Origin of the sequence: Microbulbifer agarilyticus (genome assembly GCF_019800665.1) — a bacterium.
GTDB lineage: Bacteria > Pseudomonadota > Gammaproteobacteria > Pseudomonadales > Cellvibrionaceae > Microbulbifer > Microbulbifer agarilyticus_C.
Genome location: NZ_JAHVKO010000005.1, coordinates 247,742 through 268,685 on the forward strand (window position 1 = coordinate 247,742; position 20,944 = coordinate 268,685).

At 57.1% G+C, this 20,944-nt stretch carries 17 protein-coding genes and 1 riboswitch; of the genes, 7 read left to right on the forward strand and 10 right to left on the reverse strand.

Annotation, left to right across the window (positions count from 1 at the left end; genetic code table 11):
• Window positions 1-47 precede the first annotated feature (47 nt).
• Together mgtE and yjgA are read left to right on the forward strand one after the other, a co-directional pair.
• Window positions 48-1,418, forward strand: a complete 1,371-nt coding sequence (gene mgtE / locus KUV22_RS13810; protein WP_222232053.1) for a magnesium transporter — start codon at window positions 48-50, stop codon at window positions 1,416-1,418.
• A gap of 42 nt (window positions 1,419-1,460) precedes the next feature.
• Window positions 1,461-1,991, forward strand: a complete 531-nt coding sequence (yjgA, locus tag KUV22_RS13815; RefSeq protein ID WP_222232055.1) for a ribosome biogenesis factor YjgA — start codon at window positions 1,461-1,463, stop codon at window positions 1,989-1,991.
• A 108-nt stretch (window positions 1,992-2,099) separates the two neighbouring features.
• On the opposite strand, the gene KUV22_RS13820 is transcribed toward yjgA, so the two are convergent.
• From KUV22_RS13820 to mpl, 5 genes are all read right to left on the reverse strand, one after another.
• A complete protein-coding gene (locus KUV22_RS13820; protein WP_315857558.1) occupies window positions 2,100-2,717 on the reverse strand; it encodes an esterase/lipase family protein in 618 nt (205 codons plus the stop codon).
• Window positions 2,718-2,849: 132 nt separating this feature from the next.
• Window positions 2,850-5,495 carry an efflux RND transporter permease subunit gene (locus KUV22_RS13825; protein WP_222232059.1) on the reverse strand — a complete coding sequence of 882 codons (2,646 nt, stop codon included), beginning with the start codon at window positions 5,493-5,495 and terminating at the stop codon, window positions 2,850-2,852.
• 65 nt (window positions 5,496-5,560) lie between these two features.
• The gene (locus tag KUV22_RS13830) at window positions 5,561-5,833 is read right to left on the reverse strand and encodes a SelT/SelW/SelH family protein (RefSeq protein ID WP_222232061.1); all 273 of its coding nucleotides are present in this window, start codon (window positions 5,831-5,833) and stop codon (window positions 5,561-5,563) included.
• 25 nt (window positions 5,834-5,858) lie between these two features.
• Window positions 5,859-6,479: a flavin prenyltransferase UbiX gene (locus tag KUV22_RS13835; protein WP_222232063.1), complete on the reverse strand. Its 621-nt coding sequence runs from the start codon at window positions 6,477-6,479 to the stop codon at window positions 5,859-5,861.
• Window positions 6,480-6,508: 29 nt separating this feature from the next.
• Window positions 6,509-7,906 (reverse strand): UDP-N-acetylmuramate:L-alanyl-gamma-D-glutamyl-meso-diaminopimelate ligase, encoded by a 1,398-nt coding sequence (mpl, locus tag KUV22_RS13840; RefSeq protein WP_222232065.1) that lies wholly within the window; start codon window positions 7,904-7,906, stop codon window positions 6,509-6,511.
• Between the two features lie 341 nt (window positions 7,907-8,247).
• On the opposite strand from mpl, the gene KUV22_RS13845 reads away from it, so the two are divergent.
• A complete protein-coding gene (locus KUV22_RS13845; protein WP_222232067.1) occupies window positions 8,248-9,516 on the forward strand; it encodes a 6-phosphofructokinase in 1,269 nt (422 codons plus the stop codon).
• A gap of 120 nt (window positions 9,517-9,636) precedes the next feature.
• Here the strand turns inward: KUV22_RS13845 and KUV22_RS13850 are convergent, their stop codons facing one another.
• The gene (locus KUV22_RS13850; protein ID WP_222232069.1) at window positions 9,637-11,025 is read right to left on the reverse strand and encodes a glutamine synthetase family protein; all 1,389 of its coding nucleotides are present in this window, start codon (window positions 11,023-11,025) and stop codon (window positions 9,637-9,639) included.
• Between the two features lie 161 nt (window positions 11,026-11,186).
• A riboswitch (TPP riboswitch) is annotated at window positions 11,187-11,303 on the forward strand.
• A gap of 51 nt (window positions 11,304-11,354) precedes the next feature.
• Between KUV22_RS13850 and KUV22_RS13855 the strand changes: the two genes are divergently transcribed.
• The 4 genes from KUV22_RS13855 to KUV22_RS13870 are packed head-to-tail and all read left to right on the forward strand — an operon-like array spanning window position 11,355 to window position 15,281.
• Entirely contained in the window at window positions 11,355-13,496 is a 2,142-nt protein-coding gene (locus tag KUV22_RS13855) for a TonB-dependent receptor (RefSeq protein ID WP_222232071.1), read from the forward strand.
• A gap of 14 nt (window positions 13,497-13,510) precedes the next feature.
• Complete coding sequence (locus KUV22_RS13860; RefSeq protein ID WP_222232074.1) at window positions 13,511-13,771, forward strand: YkoF family thiamine/hydroxymethylpyrimidine-binding protein; 261 nt, start codon at window positions 13,511-13,513, stop codon at window positions 13,769-13,771.
• A 3-nt stretch (window positions 13,772-13,774) separates the two neighbouring features.
• Window positions 13,775-14,434, forward strand: coding sequence for a nicotinamide riboside transporter PnuC (pnuC, locus tag KUV22_RS13865; RefSeq protein WP_222232076.1), 660 nt, complete (start codon window positions 13,775-13,777; stop codon window positions 14,432-14,434).
• Window positions 14,415-15,281 (forward strand): choline/ethanolamine kinase family protein, encoded by an 867-nt coding sequence (locus KUV22_RS13870; RefSeq protein ID WP_222232077.1) that lies wholly within the window; start codon window positions 14,415-14,417, stop codon window positions 15,279-15,281. The genes pnuC and KUV22_RS13870 overlap by 20 nt, the downstream gene beginning before the upstream one ends.
• 65 nt (window positions 15,282-15,346) lie before the next feature.
• Here the strand turns inward: KUV22_RS13870 and KUV22_RS13875 are convergent, their stop codons facing one another.
• From KUV22_RS13875 to KUV22_RS13890, 4 genes are all read right to left on the reverse strand, one after another.
• Window positions 15,347-16,471 (reverse strand): acyltransferase family protein, encoded by a 1,125-nt coding sequence (locus KUV22_RS13875; protein WP_222232078.1) that lies wholly within the window; start codon window positions 16,469-16,471, stop codon window positions 15,347-15,349.
• 264 nt (window positions 16,472-16,735) lie between these two features.
• Entirely contained in the window at window positions 16,736-17,905 is a 1,170-nt protein-coding gene (locus KUV22_RS13880; protein WP_222232079.1) for an iron-containing alcohol dehydrogenase, read from the reverse strand.
• Between the two features lie 4 nt (window positions 17,906-17,909).
• Window positions 17,910-19,310: an aldehyde dehydrogenase family protein gene (locus KUV22_RS13885; protein ID WP_222232080.1), complete on the reverse strand. Its 1,401-nt coding sequence runs from the start codon at window positions 19,308-19,310 to the stop codon at window positions 17,910-17,912.
• Between the two features lie 106 nt (window positions 19,311-19,416).
• Window positions 19,417-20,898 (reverse strand): glutamine synthetase family protein, encoded by a 1,482-nt coding sequence (locus KUV22_RS13890; protein WP_224919137.1) that lies wholly within the window; start codon window positions 20,896-20,898, stop codon window positions 19,417-19,419.
• Between the last annotated feature and the right edge of the window lie 46 nt (window positions 20,899-20,944).

A 20,944-nucleotide genomic window follows, 5' to 3' on the forward strand; every position in this document is an offset into this window, starting at 1 on the left:
TGCCATACGCGGCATTCGCGCAATACCACCAGCAAGCAGGAAACACCGTGGTTAATCCCGCCACCAATACGGACTTTACCTTCCGCGCGCAAAAGCAGCTCGGCGAGCTGTATGCGGCGCTGGATAGCGGCACCGGCCGGGAAGTACAGCAGATGCTGGCATCCCTGTCGCCGCAGAGTATTGCCCAGCTGCTGGAAAGTTCGCCCCCACACATCCGCCAGGTCCTCTGGAAACTCATCGACCAGGACGTGGAAGGGGAAGTCCTGCAAGAACTCCCCGACGAAGTTCAAAGCCAGATTCTGTCCACCATGGATACCAAGGAAATGGTAACCATCATGGAGGGGCTGAATGCGGATGACGTCGCCGATATCCTGCAGCAGCTGCCGGAGCGGGTAATGGCAGAGGTACTCTCGGCGATGAGCGAGAGCGACCGCAAGCGCGTGGAAAGCGTCCTTGCCTACGATGAGGAAACGGCCGGCGGCCTGATGGACACCGAGATCGTGTCCGTGCGCCCCAACCTCACTCTGGATGTGGTTTTACGCTACCTGCGGCGGCACGACCAACTCCCCGAGTCCACCGACAACCTGTTTGTGGTGACCCGCAAAGACCGTTTTATCGGCCTGCTGCCACTGACCAAGTTGTTAACCACAGATCCGTCCGTCACCGTGCGCGAAATTATGGTGACCGATGTGGACCCGATCCCCGCCGATATGCCGGACGATGAAGTGGCGCGGCTGTTTACCAAATACGACTGGGTAACCGCGCCGGTGGTGGATGAGCACAAGCGCCTGCTCGGGCGCATCACCATCGATGACGTGGTGGATGTGATCCGTGAAGATGCAGACCACTCACTAATGAGCCTTGCCGGTCTCGACGAGGAAGAAGACACCTTCGCCACCGTCGCCCGCACCGCTCCCCGCCGCGCTATCTGGCTCGGGGTCAACCTGCTCACCGCACTGCTGGCGTCCTGGGTTATCAACCTGTTCCAGGGCACCATCGACAAGGTAGTGGCCCTGGCGGTGTTGATGCCTATTGTCGCCAGTATGGGCGGTGTTGCCGGCAGCCAGACGCTTACGGTAGTGATCCGCGGCATGGCCCTCGGCCAAATCGGCAAAAGTAACCTGGGCTGGCTATTGTCTAGGGAGCTGGCCAGCGGGGCGCTAAATGCCATCCTGTGGTCCGCGGTCCTCGGTGCCATCACCGCGCTGTGGTTTGGGGATCACCGCATTGCCTGGATTATCATTGCGGCCATGGTCATCAACCTGATTACCGCGGCACTCGCCGGCGCCATCTTGCCGGTGACGCTCCGCGCCTTGCGCATCGACCCCGCACTGGCCGGCGGTGTGGCACTGACCACGGTGACCGATGTGGTAGGATTCATGTCCTTCCTCGGCCTCGCCACCTTGTATTTCGCCTGATGCCGTTCCCGCCGTGGAGCGCCAAATTTCTTGAGATGTTTTATGCACAATTCCGACGACTTTGACTCACACGACGAATTTGACGAGGACCTGCCGAAGAGCAAGACCCAGCTCAAACAGGAAATGCATGAACTTCAGGCACTGGGCAAGCAGTTAACCGAGCTGAACGCGGCCAAGCTTGCGGAAGTACCGATGGATGCAGAGCTCACAGACGCCATCGACACCATGCATCGCATCAAGTCCCGCGAAGCCCGCCGCCGGCAACTGCAGTTTATTGGCAAGCTGATGCGCAATGCCGATGTAGACGCAATCCGGGCCGTGCTGGAAAAGCACAAAGAGCAGGATCATCAACACCTGCGCTTTGACCGCATGGCGGAAGACTGGCGCCAGCGATTGCTGGAGCAAGGTAAAGATGCCCAAAGCGCCTTCTTCGACGCCTACCCCGGGGTCGACCACCAGCAATTACGCGCCCTGATTCGCGAATCGAACAAAGAAATCGCCAATAAAAAAGCGCCCACCAATCAGCGCAAACTGTTTCGCTACCTGCGCGATTTCTTTATGCAGAACGACTAACAGCCGGTCGCCCTCCAGCGCTTATCGATAGCGAGCACTTATCCACATTTCCGCACGCGGGCCCAGCGCCCGCATTCACCAGCGCCTTACCAGCGCCTTACCAGAGCCTTACCAGGGCCTCACCAGTACGCTCGACAATTCCTGGGCAACAATTTCAATCACCCGCGGGTTTTGTGGCACCCAGCGGTGCAAGCTGACCGGCACCTGATAGGTTTCCCCCAGCGGCAGGCGGGAGCTGGTATAAGGCACGATGGTGGTATCGTAGGGCGTCCAGATGGAGACCGGTGCGGTGCACTCCAGTAATCCCGAGTCGCTATTGAGGTCACCCAGGAAATCGCTGCCAATGCGCAACTGACGCCCGCCCTTGTAGGGCAGGAGGTGCGCCCAGGCACTGCCAAAATGTGGGCTGGAGAGGGAAATAAATTTGTGCACCCTGTCCGCGCCGCCCAAGCGCTGTAGGTAATAGCGCGCAACAATGCCTCCCATACTGAACCCCACCAGTGCACAGGTTTCCCCCTGACGGGTTACCTCTTCCACCAGATCGCGCAGCTGCAGGGCCATAGGCTCCATACCGTGCCAACCACTGTTGGTTTTCAGTTTGACATTGTGCGCGGTGAATCCCGCCAAATTCAGGGCATGCTGCATCCTGAGCATCGAATTGCCCCGGTCAAAGATGCCCGGAATCAGTATCGCTACGCGACTTTTTCGCACTTCCACACCATCCACAGGTCAGCCAATTTACCGCTGCGTATCCCATAAGGTTAGAAGGCTGATGCGGTGAGCGAAAACAATTCGGGCCCGAGGATTCACATCCACGGGCCCGAAATTCAAGCGATCAAGGGTTACCGGCAAGCGCTGTCAGCCAGCACAGGCCTCAGCCACCGGCAGCGGCTTTCCCGGCGAAGATTCCCCCGCAGGCTTTGGCAACGGCTTAAACAGCACCAACAGCAGCGGCAACAGGGTCAGAGAGCCCAGCAGCGCCGCCGACATCGCCAGCGCGGTCAGCAGGCCAAAGTAAATGGATGGCACAAACTTCGACAGGGCCAAAATCGAGAAACCGGCAATGATGGTAATGGCGGTATAGAACATCGCCCGGCCAATGGTGGCGTGGCTGCGATGCATGGTCGCCACGTAATCACCGTCTTTGGCAAACTCCTCGCGGAAGCGGTACAGGTAGTGGATCGCATGGTCCACGCCAATACCCACGGTAATGGCCGCAATAGTAATGGTCATCATATCCAGCGGGATATTTGCCAGCCCCATGCCACCGAGCACCACACAGGCGGCGAGCATATTGGGTACCAGTGCAATCACCGCCAGAGAAAGAGAGCGGAACAACACCAGGAACATCAGCAGAATGCCGGCAAACACCGCACCCAGGGTGAGGATCTGCGATTTAAACAGGCTCTGCAGCATGTTGTTGTAGAGCACCAGCATGCCGGTCTGACGCACATTCTCCGAGGCCAACCCCATTTCGTCTTCGGCAAAGGTGTAAATGCGCTGAATCAGCTCATCCCGACGCAAATTCGGGTCCGTCTCCATTACCCGCATGGTAATCCGGGCCTGCTGTTCCCGCGGCGACCAGTAGGGATTGACCAGAACCTGATTGATCTCTTCCGGCAGCGTCTGGCGGGCTACCGCCAGCTCAAAATCATTCAGGCCACCGTCGTTCAGATCCTGCGCCACCTTGTACAGGGTCGCGAGCGACTGTACCTTGCCAATTTCCGGCTGTGCTTCGAGGAAGTCATGCAGCTGCTCGATCTGGTTTAAACCGGCAACGGTAAACCAGTAGGCGTCCGGCGCCGCAGCCTCGCCCTCACTGGCAAACGGGTCGTCCGCAGCGAATGGATCCTCGCTGGCAAATGGGTCTTCTGCGGCAAACGGATCACTGCCTTCCTCACCACCGACTGATGCATCCCCAGCCAACTCTTCTCCACCGAAGTCGCTGCCAAAGGGATCTTCCTCACCCTCAAATGCGGGTGCGGAATCCTCGGGTTTATTCAACACGATATCCAGATTGATGGTGCCGCCGAGACGCTGGTCGATCACCAGCATGCCCTGATGGATTTCCGTCGAGTCATCAAAGTAATCGATAAAGCGGTTTTCCACTTTCAGGCGGGAAATACCCACGGCGCTGATAATCGCCGCCAGCACGGCAACCCCCAGCACTACCGCCTTGTGGTGCTCCGCGAAGCGGGAAAACACCTGAGTAAACGCGTGTGAGTTGTCTTTGCCCAAAGCACCGTCCTGCTTTTTCAGCAGCATCAGGCTAGCGGGGATGATCAGGAAGGACAGCACCAGTGCCAGGGTCACACCAATGGTCATCATCCAGCCAAAATCGATTACCGGACGAATACCACTCACCACCAGCGAGATGAATGCAACCATGGTGGTCAGGCCCGTATATAGACACGGCTTGGCCATAAACGCGACCGTTGCGGAGGCCAGCTGGAAGCGATCCCACTCCGGGTGCTCGGCAAAATATTCCCGATAGCGCACCGCGAGGTGGATGGTAATTGCCAGCGTGATGATCAACAGCAGGGCGACAAAATTGGCGGAAATCACGGTCATCCGCCAATCCAGCCAGGACAGCAGGCCCAGCATCACCACGGCGGTGGTGACACAGGTAATCAGCGGCAGGATTACCCAGCGCGGCTGGCGGAAAATAAGCAGCAGGGTCACCACGATAAAAATCAGAATACCCGCGCCGAACACCATCAGGTCGCTCTGGATAAACGCGATCATGTCCGAGGTGATCATGGTGAGGCCGCCGAGGAACAGCTCCGCCTGGTCATCGTAGTGTGTGAGGATGTCGCGCACTTCCTGCACCCGTTCGCGCGCTTGCGCTTCCTGTGCGGTGCGGTGTTTCAGGTACTCCGCGGCAACCACTTCCAGGCGTTCTGCCTGTTCCGGGTTCAGGCCTTCGGCGTTGCGCAGTCGGCGCAGCGCATCGCGCTCGCGCACCAGGTCCAACCCCTCCTTGTCCAGCTCCAGATTGAGCATCATGGCGGTGGTCTCGCCATCGGGGCTCAAAATCAGCTCTTTATAAATGGGGCTTTCGAGAAACTCGGTGCGCACCATATCGCGCTCGACGCCCGGGCTAGACAGGGTGCGGATGCCATCGGCAACTTCGGAAATGGGCAGCTTGGGGCTATACAGCAGAGGCACGTTCAGAATGGACTGTACCGTGGTAACGCCCTGCACCATGGTCAATTCGTCCTGCAAGCGCCGCATGGTTGCGAGGGACTCATCGCTAAACAGGTCCCCGCCCTTGTAGCGATAGGTAACTACCAGAAAGTCGCCGGAGTTATAGCGCTCGGAAATCTCGCGGAAGAAATCCAGCGAGTCATCGGTCTCCAGAGTCAGGGAGTCCGCAGAGGCATCCAGTTTGAAGCGCGGCAAGCCCGCAGCAGCGGCAATGGTGAGCAGTGCCACCAACGCGAGTACGGTTTTCGGATGCCCGAGAACCAATTTTTCATACCAGGTCTTTAAGCCCAACAGCATAATTCATTCGCTTTTTTAATCGACGGCGAGGGCCATAGATGCTGGCGCACTCGCGATATTCAAGGTCACTTATCCACGTGGCCCAAGTCGCGTTCAGGAAAAAGTACATCGCGTACTTTCTGTTTCAATTCTTTTGCCCCGGGAAAGCCCCCGTCCCGTTTGCGCTCCCAGATCAGCTGGTCACCGACGTGAATCTCGAATACGCCGCCGCTCCCGGGCCGCAGCGCCACCTGATCCAGGTCCTCGGAAAAGGTGTACAGGAGCTCCTGGGCCATCCAGGTAGCCCGCAGCATCCAGTTGCACTGCACGCAAAAGTGAATAGTGACCGTCTTTTGCATAGTTCTACTACTCACTGGCTACCACTCACTGGCCGCCCCATGAGGGCAACAGGTCCTGCTCGATGTGCAGCTGGCTCAGAATCCGGGCCACCACAAAATCCACCAGCTCTTCCACCGACTGGGGTTTCTGATAAAAACCCGGGCTCGCGGGCAGAATCACTGCGCCCATGCGCGTCAGCTTGAGCATATTCTCCAGATGCACCTCCGAATACGGTGCCTCTCGGGGCACAATAATCAGTTGCCGGCGCTCCTTGAGCGCCACATCCGCGGCCCGCTCAATCAAATTGTTCGAGGCCCCACAGGCAATGGCCGACAGGGTGCCGCCGCTGGCCGGACAAATAACCAGGCTGGAAGCAGCCCCGGTGCCCGATGCCACCGGCGAAAACCAGTCGCGTTTGCTGAACAGGGTCAGCTGTTCTGGCTCCGCATTGTACAGATCGTTCAAAAAACATTCTGTGCGCTCTTCCTCTTCTGGGAGAGAAATATCGGTCTCGGTATTGATTACGATGCGCGCGGCATCAGAGATCAGTAACCACACACGTACCCTTGCGGCCAGCAGGCACTGCAGCAGGCGCAGGCCATACTGGGCGCCGGACGCACCGGTAATTGCGAGAGTGACGGTTTTGGGAAATGTGGGCTCAGCCAATGGGGTATCCGTTACGCCCCGTGACGAGGCTATCCGCTGCTAGTCTGCGACCCGTACTTGTGCTCAAGCGCACGCAACAGCCGCTGGTGTACACCGCCAAAGCCACCGTTGCTCATCACAATCACGTGACTGCCGGGGCTGGTCAGTTCGAGAACGGATTCTACCGCAGCCTCGATGCTGTGGAGAACCTTCGCCGGCACGGTGGAGTGATGGACCACCTCATCCAGGGACCAGTTCATCCCCTCCGGCTGGTACCAGAGCACCAGATCCGCCCCGGCACAGGCGCGGGCCAACTGGTCGCGATGGTGCCCCTGGCGCATGGTATTCGAGCGCGGTTCGATCAGCGCGATCACGCGCTCCTCGCCGACTTTGGCCCGCAAGCCGTTGAGGGTGGTTTCGATGGCCGTAGGGTGATGGGCAAAATCGTCGTACACCCGGATCCCCTGGATATCCCCCAGGCATTCCATACGGCGTTTGACCCCGGCAAACTTTGCCAGCGCCTCGGCAGCTACCGCGGGCTCCACCCCTACATGACGCGCTGCGGCCATAACCGCAAGACCGTTTTTAACGCTGTGCATGCCGGTTTGGTCCCAGCGCACGCTTCCAACGGCTTTACCCTCCAGCAGCACATCAAAAGTACTGCCATCGGCGGCAATATTGATGGCACACCAGTCTCCCAGACGGACGCCGTCTGCCTGCTCCACATCAAAGCGCTGCACCTGGCTCCAGCACCCCTGATCCAGCACCTGGGTTACGGTGTCTTCCTGGGCAGCCACGATCAGACCACTGGCGGGCACTGTGCGCACCAGATGGTGAAACTGCTTCTGGATCGCCGCCAGGTCATCAAAGATGTCTGCGTGGTCAAACTCGAGGTTGTTGATAATCAGGGTGCGCGGGCGATAGTGGACAAACTTGGAGCGCTTGTCGAAGAAGGCCGTATCGTATTCGTCGGCCTCCACCACAAAGAACGGCGTGCCGCCGAGTCGAGCGGACACATCAAAGTTGCTGGGAACGCCGCCGATCAGGAACCCGGGATCCATACCCGCATATTCCAGCACCCAGGCAAGCATGCTCGCGGTGGTGGTCTTGCCATGGGTTCCGGAAACCGCCAGCACCCAACGCCCGCCCAGGAAGTGATCGCACAGCCACTGGGCACCGGAGGTGTAGGGCAGCCCTTGTTCCAACACCGCTTCCACCGCCGGGTTACCCCGCGACAGGGCGTTGCCAATAATCACCAGGTCTGGAGCCGGCTCCAGCTGGGCCGGATCGTACCCCTCGGTCAGGGTAATACCCGCACGCTCCAGCTGGGTACTCATGGGGGGGTACACGTTGGCGTCGGACCCGGTGACCTTGTGACCCTCGGCGACGGCCAGCTGGGCCAGGCTGCCCATAAAAGTTCCACAGATGCCTAAGATATGAATATGCATGCCAGTAGAAATGCTCTCTCAAAATACGGATTGCCGTGAGACTCAAGGTTCACGCAATCATTTTCGCCATGCAGGCATGGTAGTGACCGGCAGCCATTGTCGGCGCGGTTTTTGCTTGCTTGATGTTCAGCGGCATTGCGCGCTGCGACACAGCCGTATTCGGCAATCGGCCAAGCTTATCACGGCCTTTTCCCGCAGTATGTGCCGAATGCCCGCAATACCATGCAATTACTATATGAATACATTAGACTTCGCGCCGCGCGAGGCTGCCAATAGAAGTCGCCCGCCGACAACACGCCAAGACGTGTACTTTGACGAGAAACTGCAGCCATAGGATAGTCATGTCCAAGAAGAACGCTTTTTACGCGCAATCTGGCGGCGTAACCGCCGTTATTAACGCCTCCGCCTGTGGGGTTATCGAAACCGCCCGCCAGCACAGCGACAAGATCGGCAAGGTCTACGCCGGCCTGAACGGCATCGTCGGTGCTCTGAAAGAAGAGCTAATCGACGTCAGCCAGGAGTCCACCGAGACCATCGCCGCCCTGCGCCACACTCCCTCCGGCGCCTTTGGCTCCTGCCGCTACAAGCTGAAAAGCCTCGAGCAAAATCGTGCCGAGTACGAACGCCTGATCGAAGTGTTCAAAGCCCACGATATCGGCTATTTCTTCTATAACGGCGGTGGCGATTCCGCCGATACCTGCCTCAAGATTTCCCAGCTGTCGGAGAAAATGGGGTATCCCATCCAGGCAATCCACATCCCGAAAACCGTGGACAACGATCTGCCGTTTACCGACAACTGCCCCGGTTTTGGCTCGGTGGCCAAGTATGTGGCCGTGTCCACAAAAGAAGCCGCGCTGGACGTCGCCTCCATGTGCGCCACTTCCACCAAGGTATTTATCCTCGAAGTGATGGGTCGCCACGCGGGCTGGATTGCCGCCGCCGGCGCCCTGGCCCAGGAACAGGAAGGCGATGCACCGCACATCATCCTGTTGCCGGAAGTGGCCTTCGACAAAGAAAAGTTTCTCGCCAAGGTACAGCAGACCGTTGCCGACAACGGTTACTGCGTGATCGTCGCTTCCGAGGGTGCCCAGTACGCAGATGGCACCTTCCTCGCGGATGCGGGTAGCGTTGATGCCTTCGGTCACAAGCAGCTGGGTGGCGTCGCGCCGACTTTGGCCAAAATGGTCAAAGACGAGCTGGGCCTGAAGTACCATTGGGCACTGGCAGACTACCTGCAGCGCGCCGCACGACACATTGCCTCGGCCACCGACGTCGAGCAGGCCTACGCCGTGGGTAAGGCTGCGGTGGAAGCTGCTGTTGCCGGCAAGAATGCCATCATGCCGACCATTGAGCGCAACGGCAGCTCGGCGGCCGACTACAGCTGGAGTATTGGCGAAGCACCGCTGTCGGAAGTGGCGAATGTCGAAAAATTCATGCCCAAGGAATTCATCGCCGAAGATGGCTTCGGCATTACTCAGGCAGGCCGGGATTATCTGGAGCCGCTGATTCAGGGTGAGGACTACCCGCCCTACAAAAATGGCATCCCCCAGTACGCGCGCCTGAACAAAGTACTGGTAGATAAAAAACTGCCAGACGGCTTCGACGTCTAATAGTCGGTTACTAACGAGTAAGCATCAACGAAGCACAAAAAAGCCCCCGACGGAAAACCATCGGGGGCTTTTTTATTTGCGCTCATTCGGGGCGCTCGCTAGGGGATATAGGCGCGCTGATTACACGTTTAGCAATAGATGCTGACGTTCCCAGGGAGAAATCTCGCGGTGAAACAAACGCATCTCCTGTAACTTAACTGCTGCATACAGCTGACAGAAATCCTCACCCAGCGCCTGACGTACCTCACTGGCATCGGTAAAAATTCGCAGTGCCTCATCAAAAGTACCGGGTATATAGAAACTCGCTTCCTGCTCCTCATCCAACTCGGATGCCGCCGGCGCACTAGGTTCCACACCATTAACCATGCCGAGATAGCCACAGACCAGACTGGCGGCGATCGCCAGATAGGGATTGGCATCCACACCCACTACCCGGTTTTCCAGCCGGCGATCCTGGGCCCCGGAATTCGGCACACGCAGACCCGTTGCACGATTGTCGTAACCCCACCCGGTATTAGTCGGTGCACTGGAGTTATCGGCAAGCTCAAAACGCCGATAAGAATTCACGTTGGGGGCAATAAACGGCATGATTTCCCGCAGATGCTTCTGGGTACCGCCGATAAAGTACCGGAACAGATCGGAAGCACTGCCGTCCTCACTGGAAAAGACATTCTTGCCACTCTCGATATCCACCACACTCTGGTGAATATGCATGGCGCTACCGGGCTGATCACGCATTGGTTTGGCCATAAAGGTCGCGAACATACCATGCTTCAACGCGGCCTCACGGATGATGCGTTTGAAGTAAAACACCTGATCCGCCAGCAGTAGCGGATCGCCATGGGGCATATTGAACTCCACCTGCCCCGCGCCATCTTCCTGAATCACCGAATCGATATGCAGGCCGGCGGCCTCGGCAAACTCATAAATGGTATCGATGACCGGACCATACTCGTCGATCGCCGTCATGGAGTATGACTGCAACGAGGTACCCGAGCGCCCGTTACGGCCAACCGGCGGCTGGATGGGCTCGTTGGGATCGATGTTTGGGCGTGTCAGGTAGAACTCGAGCTCCGGCGCCACAACCGGCTGCCAGCCCTTTTCCCGGAACATACCAATTACCCGTTTCAGCACGTTGCGCGGGGCACAGGGAATCGGGTTGCCATCGAGGTCCTGCAGGTCGTGAATAATCTGCAAGGCCGGCGTCTTGGCCCAGGGTACCGCCATCGCCGTGGACATATCCGGCACCAACGCCATATCGCTTTCTGCCCACTGATCCTGGATATCCATTTCTACATCCTGACCGGTAATGGTCTGATAAAAGATTGAAATGGGCAGGAAAATTGGCGTATCCGGGGAGAACTTGATCAGCGGCATTGCCTTGCCACGCGACATGCCGTGCAGGTCCGGCACTATGCACTCCACCTCATCCAGGCGACGGCCATCAAGATAAGTGAGGAAGGCTTCGGGCAGGGCTTCCAGCCAGGAATTGACATCGGGCTGACTCATACAGGCTCCAGAGGACTAGCCAAGAAATTGAACAGGAGTGCGCAGTGTAAAGGAAACGCCCTGTTTGCAAATCCATACACGCAAAAAACCTTGAGGAAGAAGCGACTGGTTTGCCGCTTACTCGTGTTCCTGCGTCACGCCATTTCTGATAGCATCGCGCCCGCAAACCTAAGGGGTGGCGTAAGCCTGAGATGCCGCTGGTTCCGATCGAGCCAGGCCGGTAAACCCTTGAACCTGATCCGGCTAATACCGGCGTAGGAATAGGTAGTCCTCAAGCTCCCCTCTTCACGTCGCGCACCGGGTCTCTCACCGATATGTCAGAGAGAGCCATGAATTCCAAGATTCGCATCCAGTCCCGTATCAAACCGGTCGCCCAGGCTATCGCCGCCGCCACCGCATTCGCCAGTATTGCGGCATCCGCGGAAACCGCCATCGAGGAAGTCACGGTCACCAGCCAGCTGCGCGAAACCAGCCAGCTCGACACCCCTACTAGCGTAAGCGTACTGGATGCGGCAACCATCGAGACTCGCGGTGCCACTAACCTCGAGCAATTGTTGAATCTGGCTCCCAACGTGAACTTCTCCAGCGGCGCCTCCCGCGGTCGTTTTGTACAGATCCGCGGGATTGGCGAGCGCAGCCAGTTTATCGATCCGGTGAATCCATCGGTGGGCCTGATCGTGGACGGCATCGACTTTACCGGCCTCGGCCTCGCCGCTAGCACGTTGGATATGCAGCAGGTGGAAATCCTGCGCGGCCCGCAAGGCACCGTGTATGGGGCCAATGCATTGGCTGGCCTGGTGAGCATGAGCAGCAATGCACCAAGCGAAGAGCGCACCACCAAGGTATCCGCCGAAGCCGCTCGCTACGGCTCCCACACCCTTTCAGCGGTAACCAGCGGCCCATTGTCCGAGCAGCTGAGCTACCGCTTCGCGGTGCAGAGCCAGCAGTCCGACGGCTATGTGCACAACCGCTACCTGGAGCGCGCCGACACCAACGGTATTGACGAGACGGTTGCCCGCGGCAAGCTGCGCGTTAAAGCCAGCGATGACCTGCAACTGGACTTCACCCTTTTCTACCTGGATGCAGACAACGGTTACGACGCATTCAGTTTCGACAATTCCCGTAACACCCAGTCCGATCAGCCTGGCCACGACCGTCAGGAAACTCTCGCTGGCGCGGTGACCATGCAGTGGAGCGGTAATGACCGGTTCACCGTCAACTCCGTACTGAGCGTAGCCAACTCCGATACCGAATACGGTTACGATGAAGACTGGTCCTATGTGGGCTTCCACCCCTGGGAATACAGTTCTACCGATAATTACCTGCGCGAGCGCGACAACCTGAGCGCGGATATCCGCCTGGTTTCAACCGAAGCGAGCCGCCTGTTTGGCGACAGCACCGGCTGGGTGGCCGGTGTCTATCTGCGCACCGAAGAGGAAGCTCTGCAGCGCAACGCCAGCTTTGCCAGCCAGTTCGACACCGACAATACGGCCGTCTATGGACAGCTCAACACCGCTCTGGGTGCGCGCCTTGAATTGATTACCGGGCTGCGTTTCGAGCAACGCCGTGCGGATTACAGCGATTCCCTCACGGTGGGCAATGACACCAGCGAAGACCTGTGGGGTGGCAACATCACTCTGCAGTTCAACGCCACCGACAACACCATGGTTTACGGCACTGTCTCCCGCGGCTACAAGGCCGGCGGGGTCAACGGCCGAATTATTTCTGCTTCCGCAAGCAATCCGGCCATTGGCAGTGACACCTTCCTGTTCGATACCGAAAGCATGCTGAACTACGAGTTCGGGGTAAAAGGCGACTGGCTGGATAACCGCCTGCAGGCCCAGGTTGCCGCTTTCTATCAAGATCGCAGCGATGTCCAGGCCAAGCAATCGATCTTCAACCCGCAAGATTTTTCCTTTGATGACTACCTGGCGAATGCCGCCAGCGGTCACAGTGCCGGTATCGAAGCGGAAGTATATTTCCAGGCCAGCGACGCACTGCAACTGTTCGCCACCTTTGGCTGGTTGAATGCGGAGTTTGAAGATTTTGTCAGCAGCACCCATGTTGACGCCCGCGATGACTATACCGGTGAAACCGCACTGATCGAGCTCAGTGGCCGTGATCTGGCTCACGCCCCCAACTATCAGTACTTCACCGGTGCTGAATACGCGCTGACCGGCAACCTGAGCGCGCGCTTGGAACTGGAAGGTAAGGACGAGTTCTACTTTTCCAACAGCCACAACGAAAAATCCGCCGCCTACGAACTGGTCAATGCGCGTCTCACCTACCGTGAAGACAACTGGGATCTATCCTTGTGGGGCAGAAACCTGACCGATGAAGTGATTTACACCCGCGGTTTCTACTTCAGCAATCAGTTCGGCAATAACCCGGCGAATGGTTATGCTCCGGAAGCTTACTACCAGCTGGGAGAACCACGCACTGCCGGCATCTCTGGCAGCTACACCTTCTAAACGGGAACCTTGCAATGCAACTCTCCGTAGAAATCAGCATGTACCCGCTGAAAGACGAATACATTCCGGCCATCAAGGATTTTATCCAGCGCCTGAATGAACATCCGCAACTGCAGGTAATCTCCAATACCATGAGTACTCAGGTATTCGGTGATTACGATGTGGTCATGGATATTCTGAAAGCGGAAATGCGTAAATCCTGGGAACAGTTCGGTCGCGCGATTTTCGTGTGCAAGTTTATCGACGGCGACCTCAACCCGAATCGCGGGCTCTGACCCATGTTCACTCCGGAAGTACGCGAAGCCATCGCCACCGCCTACGCCGCCATGTCCCTGTGGGAGGTGGCAGCGGTGGTGCTGGCACTTACCTACCTACTGCTGGCCATGCGGGAAAACATCCTGTGCTGGTATGCGGCGTTTGCCAGCACGGCTATCTACCTGTTCCTGTTCTGGGATGTCAGCCTGTTGATGGAATCCGCGCTGCAGATCTTCTATCTCGCAGTCGCAGTGTACGGCTGGTGGCAGTGGCGCCAGCGCCAAGATGATGGGGAGAGGCTGCATATCCACCGCTGGTCCGCAGCCATGCACCTTTATGCATTTGTCGGTGTTGGTGCTCTCACCCTTATCTTTGGCTATGTACTGGATAACTACACAAACGCCGCCCTGCCCTATCTGGATTCATTTACCACCTGGGGCGCAGTGGTAACCACCTATATGGTCACCCGCAAAGTGCTGGAGAACTGGCTCTACTGGATTGTGATCGACGGTGCAGCGATTTATCTGTATATCGACCGCGAGATGTATCTCACCGCCTTGCTGTTTGTGCTCTATGTGATACTGGTGATTATTGGATTTTTCCAGTGGCTGACCTTGTACCGCTCTCAGAGCGCTTCATTCGATCATAGTTCACTCAGTCCCAATGATTCCCTGGCCAGCTGAAGTTATCCCCGATGACTGGCGGCACTGGAGCCTCGCCGAGCCTGAATTGATCCGGCCGTTGACCAATGGCTTGACGAATCGCAGCTTCCTCTTGAATACAGTTAAGGGAAAGGTCGTGTTGCGCTGGAACTCTCCGATCAGCGTCCAGCTCGACCTTGATCGCCGGGCAGAAGCGCAGGCTCTGCAACTGGCCAGAGGGCTCAGCGCCCCACTGGTTTACTGCGACCCTGATCAACGCTACCTAGTTACCCAGTTTATCGATGGCAAAGCCTGGCCATCTGGGCCACCGGATACACATCTTCAGCTGCGCAAACTGGCTCGACTGACCAGAAGCATCCATCAGCTACCCACCATCGATCTTCAGCTCGATATAAATGCCAAGATCTCGGCCTACAGGCAGTCAATAGGGAATGATCGGCAGGGCTTGCGGCAACTGAATCGTGATATTCACGCCCATATCATCTCTGCTGAGGCCATGGGCGACCACAAGGTCCTTTGTCACAATGATTTACAGAGGGAGAACCTGATTTCAGACAGAAACGGGCAGCTCTACGCCATAGATTGGGAATATGCCGCCACAAGCGATCCATTTTATGAACTCGCGGTAATTACCGAGGAGCACCAATTACAGGGCACTCGGCTAGAAGCATTCCTTACAGAATACCTCCGGCGCCCTGTCGACAAACAAGACCTCCTTAGACTGCGCCACTGGCAGGTGATATACACGTACTTGACGCTACTATGGTATGCGGTACAGCTCTCCCAGGACACTATGCCTGAAGTTCATTCAGGCACAAAAATCAAAGCGCTAAAGCAACACCTCTCCAACCTTTTGCAGGGCTTTTAGTTGTTTTCACCACTACTTGCAAAGGTGGGCAGACATCAGAGTGCCCTGTAATCACGATACACTCCTCAAGCCTTAACTGGGCTGCCCACCGTTTTATCTGTCGCGCTTGGGCCGTAACTCAGTTTGCCATTAAACAGCAGAGAGGTAATTTTAAAGCGCTTCACAATGGCAAAATGGAATAGCATACCGCCAAGACAGGCGCCGACTGCCGAGAGAGCCATGCGCGCATCCATAGACACGCCAATTTTTTGAAGCGCATATAACAGGAAGGCCACAATAATAAAATGGACCACATAAACCGTGTATGCGGACTGCGCCATCACCCTAACAACCCAAAAATCCTTATCCAGAAAACGTGCGCCGAACGCACAGAGGAAAATCGATAACACGATAGCCAGGAAGTACTCATAAACAACCGCAAAAAATTCAAGGAACCGCAACCCAAGCCCCCCTCCCTGATACTGACCCAAAACAAGGCTCAGTGCGACCGAACCGCCAATGCATACCAGAGCCACGAGGCCCCACTGGACATAGCCACTATTGAATTTCACGTATACATCTCGCCACATATACATGAACACTCCCAGCAAAAAGTAGGGGAAATGCTGCACAGAAATGAGAACAAATAGCCCTACCAGGTGAATATAGGGAATTTCCCACATAAAACTCGGAAGTATCACCTTGTAGGATAGAGCACACGCGAGTACCACAATGGAAAAGAACACAATCCTTGCTAGATTTTCAGGCATATATTTTGAGAGCCAATGAACCGATATCATTGAATAACGCACGGTATACTTCAGGATTAATGTGTACGCCAAAAGAGAGAACAGGAACCAGGCGTGGTACATCCAGAACATTTTAAAATCTTTGTTCGCGCTCACCTGGCTGTAATAGGAAGCCATCCACTCTGCCGTAAATGGCGCCAACAGAATGACACACACTAGTGCGGGAACCATCAGCATGACGAGCCTTCCCTTGAGAAAAGGCAGAGTTCCCTTGCGCTCAATCAGCGCCAAGGAAAAATAACCGGATATCAGGAAAAAGCAGGCCATTCTGAACGCGCCTGAAACATCCCGCACCAAGTCATAATCACCACCCCCCGCATCCGCATGCGCTGACCGATAAAAGACTCCAACAAATAGCGCAAATGCCCTGAGAAAATCCAGATGATATAACCGACGATCCATGTCTCCCCCTTGTTACTCCAATACTTATATGACAACTGCAATTTTCAGGCCGCTCCATTTAGCCCAAAAGCGCGGCTATCTTATAAAAATAATTTGCCGCCCGGCCAATGGAATTGGCCGAAACTTGGGGTGCGAAGAATGAAACTGGCGCGAAAAACGACTCCAGTGCACGCTGGCTTCATTTCGGACAGTTACTGTATCGAGAAACGATTGAAGAAGAGATTGTTGAGCGCGAGATATGCCTGGATGCCAATTGGGTTTTGGTCAGAGGTTTCCGCGGCAGGCATCCAGAAATATGTCACCATAATCATCGGCTGTCAGCGGCAGCGGATTTCCCAGTGCTGAGGGATCGGCAATCGCCATTCGGGCAATCTCACTTGCGTCGTTTTCGCCAATACCGATTTCCGCCAGAGTGTTGGGAATCCCAAACTCACGGCGCAGTAAAAGAACCCAGTCTAGAACACCGTTAAATCCAGATTCGGGCAGGGCGAGATAGCTCGATAGCCGGCGCATCGGTTCTTCAATGGCAGATCGATTTGCCGCCAGCACATAGGGCATCAGGATCGCGTTCAACAATCCGTGATGTTTGTCATACACGGCGCCCAAAGGATGTGCCAGCGCGTGCATCGCACCCAGCCCGCGCTGGAATGCGGTCGCCCCCATGCTGGATGCTGCCAGCATTTGCATACGCGCCTCGAGATCATTGCCATTGGCGACTGCGCGTGGCAGGTAATCATGAATCAGGCGCATGGCTTCGAGCGCAATCCCCTCTGCCATGGGGTGGTAACTGTTTGCGCAGAAGGCTTCCAAATTGTGAGACAGGGCATCCATCCCTGTGGCCGCGGTGATCGGTGCTGGCAGGCCGACCGTCAGCTCGGGGTCCAGCAACACGATTTGCGGCAACATGCGCGGATGGAAAATGATCTTTTTTAGCTTAGCGCTCTGGTCGGTAATGACCGACGAGCGCCCCACCTCCGAGCCGGTTCCAGCAGTGGTGGGCACCGCGATGACCGGCGCCATACCCCGGGTATTTACCTTGAGATAGTTATCGCCCACATCTTCAAACTCCCAGATTGGATGCGTCTGCCCAACCATTAACGCAATGGCCTTACCCGCGTCCAGGGCGGACCCTCCACCCAGGGCGATCACGCCGTCGCAACCGTGCGCCCTGAACGCGACCACACCATCGGTAACGTTTTCTCCCGTAGGATTACCCTTGATATCACTGAATACCGCCAGCGGTATCCCATCCACCAGGCACCGCTCTACGATCGCCTGCACCATGGGCAGCGCCGCCAACCCCGGATCGGTGACCAGCAGCGGTGTAGCCATACCCAACTCGCGGCACAGCTGTGGCAATTCTGCGATACGCCCGGCACCAACACGCATTGCGGTGGGATAATTCCAGTTGGAAAAAAATGCAGTATCAGACATTTTGCTATCCGCGCGGCAACTTGAAATTGAAGGACTTTGGTCGCGTAAGGTGCTCAAAGCCGATACCGGACAAGGTACAACCGCGACCGGAGTTTTTAACCCCGGTCCACGCCAGTGCCGGATCCAGGTAATCACACCGATTCAAAAACACCGTGCCGGTGCGCAGTCGGTCGCCCAGAGCCAGTGCAACCGGCTCATCGGCTGAATAGATCGCCGCAGTAAGTCCGAATTCGCTGTCGTTCATAAGCGCCAGCGCTTCTTCATCATCGCGCACGGGCACCACCCCCAGCACAGGGCCGAAAGATTCCTCGTTCATCACCCGCATGTCGTGATCCACATTGCTCAGTAGCTGCGGCGCCATATAGGCACTGCCGCGGCAATCCATCGCAAAGGCACCTTCATCGATATGCGCATGTGCGCCTTGCGCCACTGCCTCGTCGATTTGATCGCGCACAAAATCCGCGGCGCTGGCTCGCACCAATGGTCCCAATGTGGTTTCCGGCTCATCCGAACGGCCCAGGCGATACTGGTTAATTTTCTGCACCGCACGCGCGACAAATTCGTCATACACCGACCGATGGACGTATAACCGCTCGATCCCGCAACAGGATTGCCCTGAATTGAAAAAGGCACCATCGACAACGGAATCCACCGCATACTCAACGTCAGCATCGGCACGTACGTAAGCGGGATCCTTGCCGCCAAGCTCCAGCCCCACTGCAAGAAAACGCCCGGCAGCAGCACTCTCTACCGCCGCGCCACCCGCCACAGAACCGGTAAATGCCACGTGTTCCACGCTACCGCGAATAATGATTTGCTCCGCGTCCCGGTGGCCGAGATGAAGATATTGAAACACTCCGGCAGGTAAGCCCGCCTCGACAAATGCGTCGACCAATCGCTCGGCGCACAGCGGTGTTTGCGCCGAGTGCTTCAGGATTACACTGTTGCCAGCAAGAAGCGCTGGCACCACCGCATTGATGGCGGTGAGATAGGGGTAATTCCACGGTGCGATCACCAGGCTTGTGCCCAGAGGCTCACGGCGAATAAACCGCGTGTAGCCGCTTTTCTCCGGGAGCGATATATCCTGCAGCGGGCTGGCGCCGGACTCGGCGAGATCCGCCATGTACAGCGCGCGCTCGGCAAGGCCGTCAATTTCGCCGCCGGCGTAGACGATGGGGCGGCCCATCTGCCAGCAAATTTCTTCGGCAAGCGCACTTTTTTGGTTTTGTAAATTGGCCACCGCGGCACGCACCAGCTCGACCCGCTCCGCCACGGGCACCTGCCGCCAGGCAAGCTGAGCACTACGTGCGCTATTCAGCGCATTCTGGATTTCGTACTCCGTCGCCAGCGGCCGCTCCACGTAAACGCGGTTATCGATCGGAGAAATACACTGGAGTTTATGCATAACGATCCCGGCTTCCTGCCGCAATTATTGGAATAGCTTTTTAACGCCCCTCGCGCCTGGCACACCGCGCCCGAAGCTATTCGACCTGGCGCTAAATGATTTCCCGCTAGATAATTTCAAAGTAACGCTGTAATTCCCACTCACCAACATGCTTGCGATACTCGCGCTCTTCCCATTCACGACTGGCGGCAAAGTGCTCCACAAACGCATCACCGAACAGGCTGCGCGCGGCGCTGGATTGCCGCAGCCGTTGCGCCGCATCCCACAGGGTGGCCGGCAGCGCCAGTTCCGCCGCATGCTGCCCCTCATACGCATTGCCCCGCACTGGCTCTCCGGGCTCCCAGCCCTGTTCGATACCGTAAAGGCCCGAGCCAAGGGCCACCGCGAGCGCAAGGTAGGGATTGGCATCGGCAGCACCCAGTCGATATTCCTGGCGCTGGGATTTGTCACTGCCAGGTATTACACGCAACGCCGCAGTACGGTTTTCCACCCCCCAGGTGGCATCGGTGGGTGCCCAGAACCCGGGAATCATGCGCCGGTAGCTGTTAATGGTCGGCGCGACCATGCTCAACAACTCAGGCATCAACCGCTGCTGCCCGGCGAGAAAGTGCCGCTGAGTGGCGCTCATATTGTGCGGCTGCCCTGGAGTAAAAAACGCAGAGGTGTCGTCACTTTTATTTCGCAGAGACAGATGGATATGCCCGCTCTGGCCCGGATACTCATTCGACCACTTGGCCATAAAGGTGGCCATCAGGCCGCGACGCTCGGCCAGCACCTTGATAAAGGTTTTGAACAGCGCGGCCTTGTCCGCCGCAGCCGCGGCCTGATCCACGGTGATGGCCGCTTCCAACACCCCCGGGCCCGTTTCCGTATGTAGTCCCTCAATAGGGAAGTCCATGCGCTCGGCGAGGGTAAGAATTTCCTCGTACAGATCCGCGTGCACGGAATTGCGAATCATCGAGTAACCAAACCACCCCGGAGTGAAGGGTTTGAGGTCTCGATAACCCTTGGCACGTGCGCTATCTGGGGTTTCATCAAACAAAAAGAATTCGTATTCCAGAGCGGCGTAGGGACTGAAACCCGCCTGCTCGCAGCGCTCGATAACCCGCCGCAATAGCGCACGCGGGCACACGGCCTCGGCAGCGCCGTCAAATTCCGCCAGGAACAACAGCATGCCGTCCTCAAACGGCACCTCGCGACAGGTATGCGGCAATATCCGCACCGGCGCATCCGGATATCCGGTGTGCCAACCGGTGTATTGGGCGTTGTCGTACAGTTGGTCCTGTGTGTCCCAGCCCAACACCACATCACAAAACGCAAACCCTTTGTCCAGCGCCGAAAAGAACTTCTCGCGGCTCATGTATTTGCCGCGCATCACCCCGTCGTTATCGAACAATCCCACCTTCACATGACTGAGGCCGCGGGCATCAACAATGTGCTTGGCATCCTCCACCGAGCGCACCTGACGCGGCTGCGGCGATCGCGTTACCCCATTGGCTGATGAAGACGGGCTGGAAGACGGAATGCCGGAAGCACGGCTAACAGGCGGCTCCTGCGGGGCAGGCGGCAGTTCGGTGGACTCGTCCATGGTCGGCTCCATTATTGTGATCTGGATTGTGACCCGGCAGACGATG

Excerpts from the sequence above, each read along its gene's own strand:
- pnuC (WP_222232076.1), top strand. The coding sequence starts at position 13,775 with ATGTTCACTCCGGAAGTACGCGAAGCCATCGCCACCGCCTACGCCGCC.
- mpl (WP_222232065.1), bottom strand. The coding sequence starts at position 7,906 with ATGCATATTCATATCTTAGGCATCTGTGGAACTTTTATGGGCAGCCTG.
- KUV22_RS13860 (WP_222232074.1), top strand. The coding sequence starts at position 13,511 with ATGCAACTCTCCGTAGAAATCAGCATGTACCCGCTGAAAGACGAATAC.
- KUV22_RS13890 (WP_224919137.1), bottom strand. The coding sequence starts at position 20,898 with ATGGACGAGTCCACCGAACTGCCGCCTGCCCCGCAGGAGCCGCCTGTT.
- KUV22_RS13875 (WP_222232078.1), bottom strand. The coding sequence starts at position 16,471 with ATGGATCGTCGGTTATATCATCTGGATTTTCTCAGGGCATTTGCGCTA.
- KUV22_RS13880 (WP_222232079.1), bottom strand. The coding sequence starts at position 17,905 with ATGTCTGATACTGCATTTTTTTCCAACTGGAATTATCCCACCGCAATG.
- KUV22_RS13870 (WP_222232077.1), top strand. The coding sequence starts at position 14,415 with ATGATTCCCTGGCCAGCTGAAGTTATCCCCGATGACTGGCGGCACTGG.
- KUV22_RS13825 (WP_222232059.1), bottom strand. The coding sequence starts at position 5,495 with ATGCTGTTGGGCTTAAAGACCTGGTATGAAAAATTGGTTCTCGGGCAT.
- KUV22_RS13850 (WP_222232069.1), bottom strand. The coding sequence starts at position 11,025 with ATGAGTCAGCCCGATGTCAATTCCTGGCTGGAAGCCCTGCCCGAAGCC.
- KUV22_RS13845 (WP_222232067.1), top strand. The coding sequence starts at position 8,248 with ATGTCCAAGAAGAACGCTTTTTACGCGCAATCTGGCGGCGTAACCGCC.
- KUV22_RS13830 (WP_222232061.1), bottom strand. The coding sequence starts at position 5,833 with ATGCAAAAGACGGTCACTATTCACTTTTGCGTGCAGTGCAACTGGATG.
- KUV22_RS13885 (WP_222232080.1), bottom strand. The coding sequence starts at position 19,310 with ATGCATAAACTCCAGTGTATTTCTCCGATCGATAACCGCGTTTACGTG.
- KUV22_RS13855 (WP_222232071.1), top strand. The coding sequence starts at position 11,355 with ATGAATTCCAAGATTCGCATCCAGTCCCGTATCAAACCGGTCGCCCAG.
- yjgA (WP_222232055.1), top strand. The coding sequence starts at position 1,461 with ATGCACAATTCCGACGACTTTGACTCACACGACGAATTTGACGAGGAC.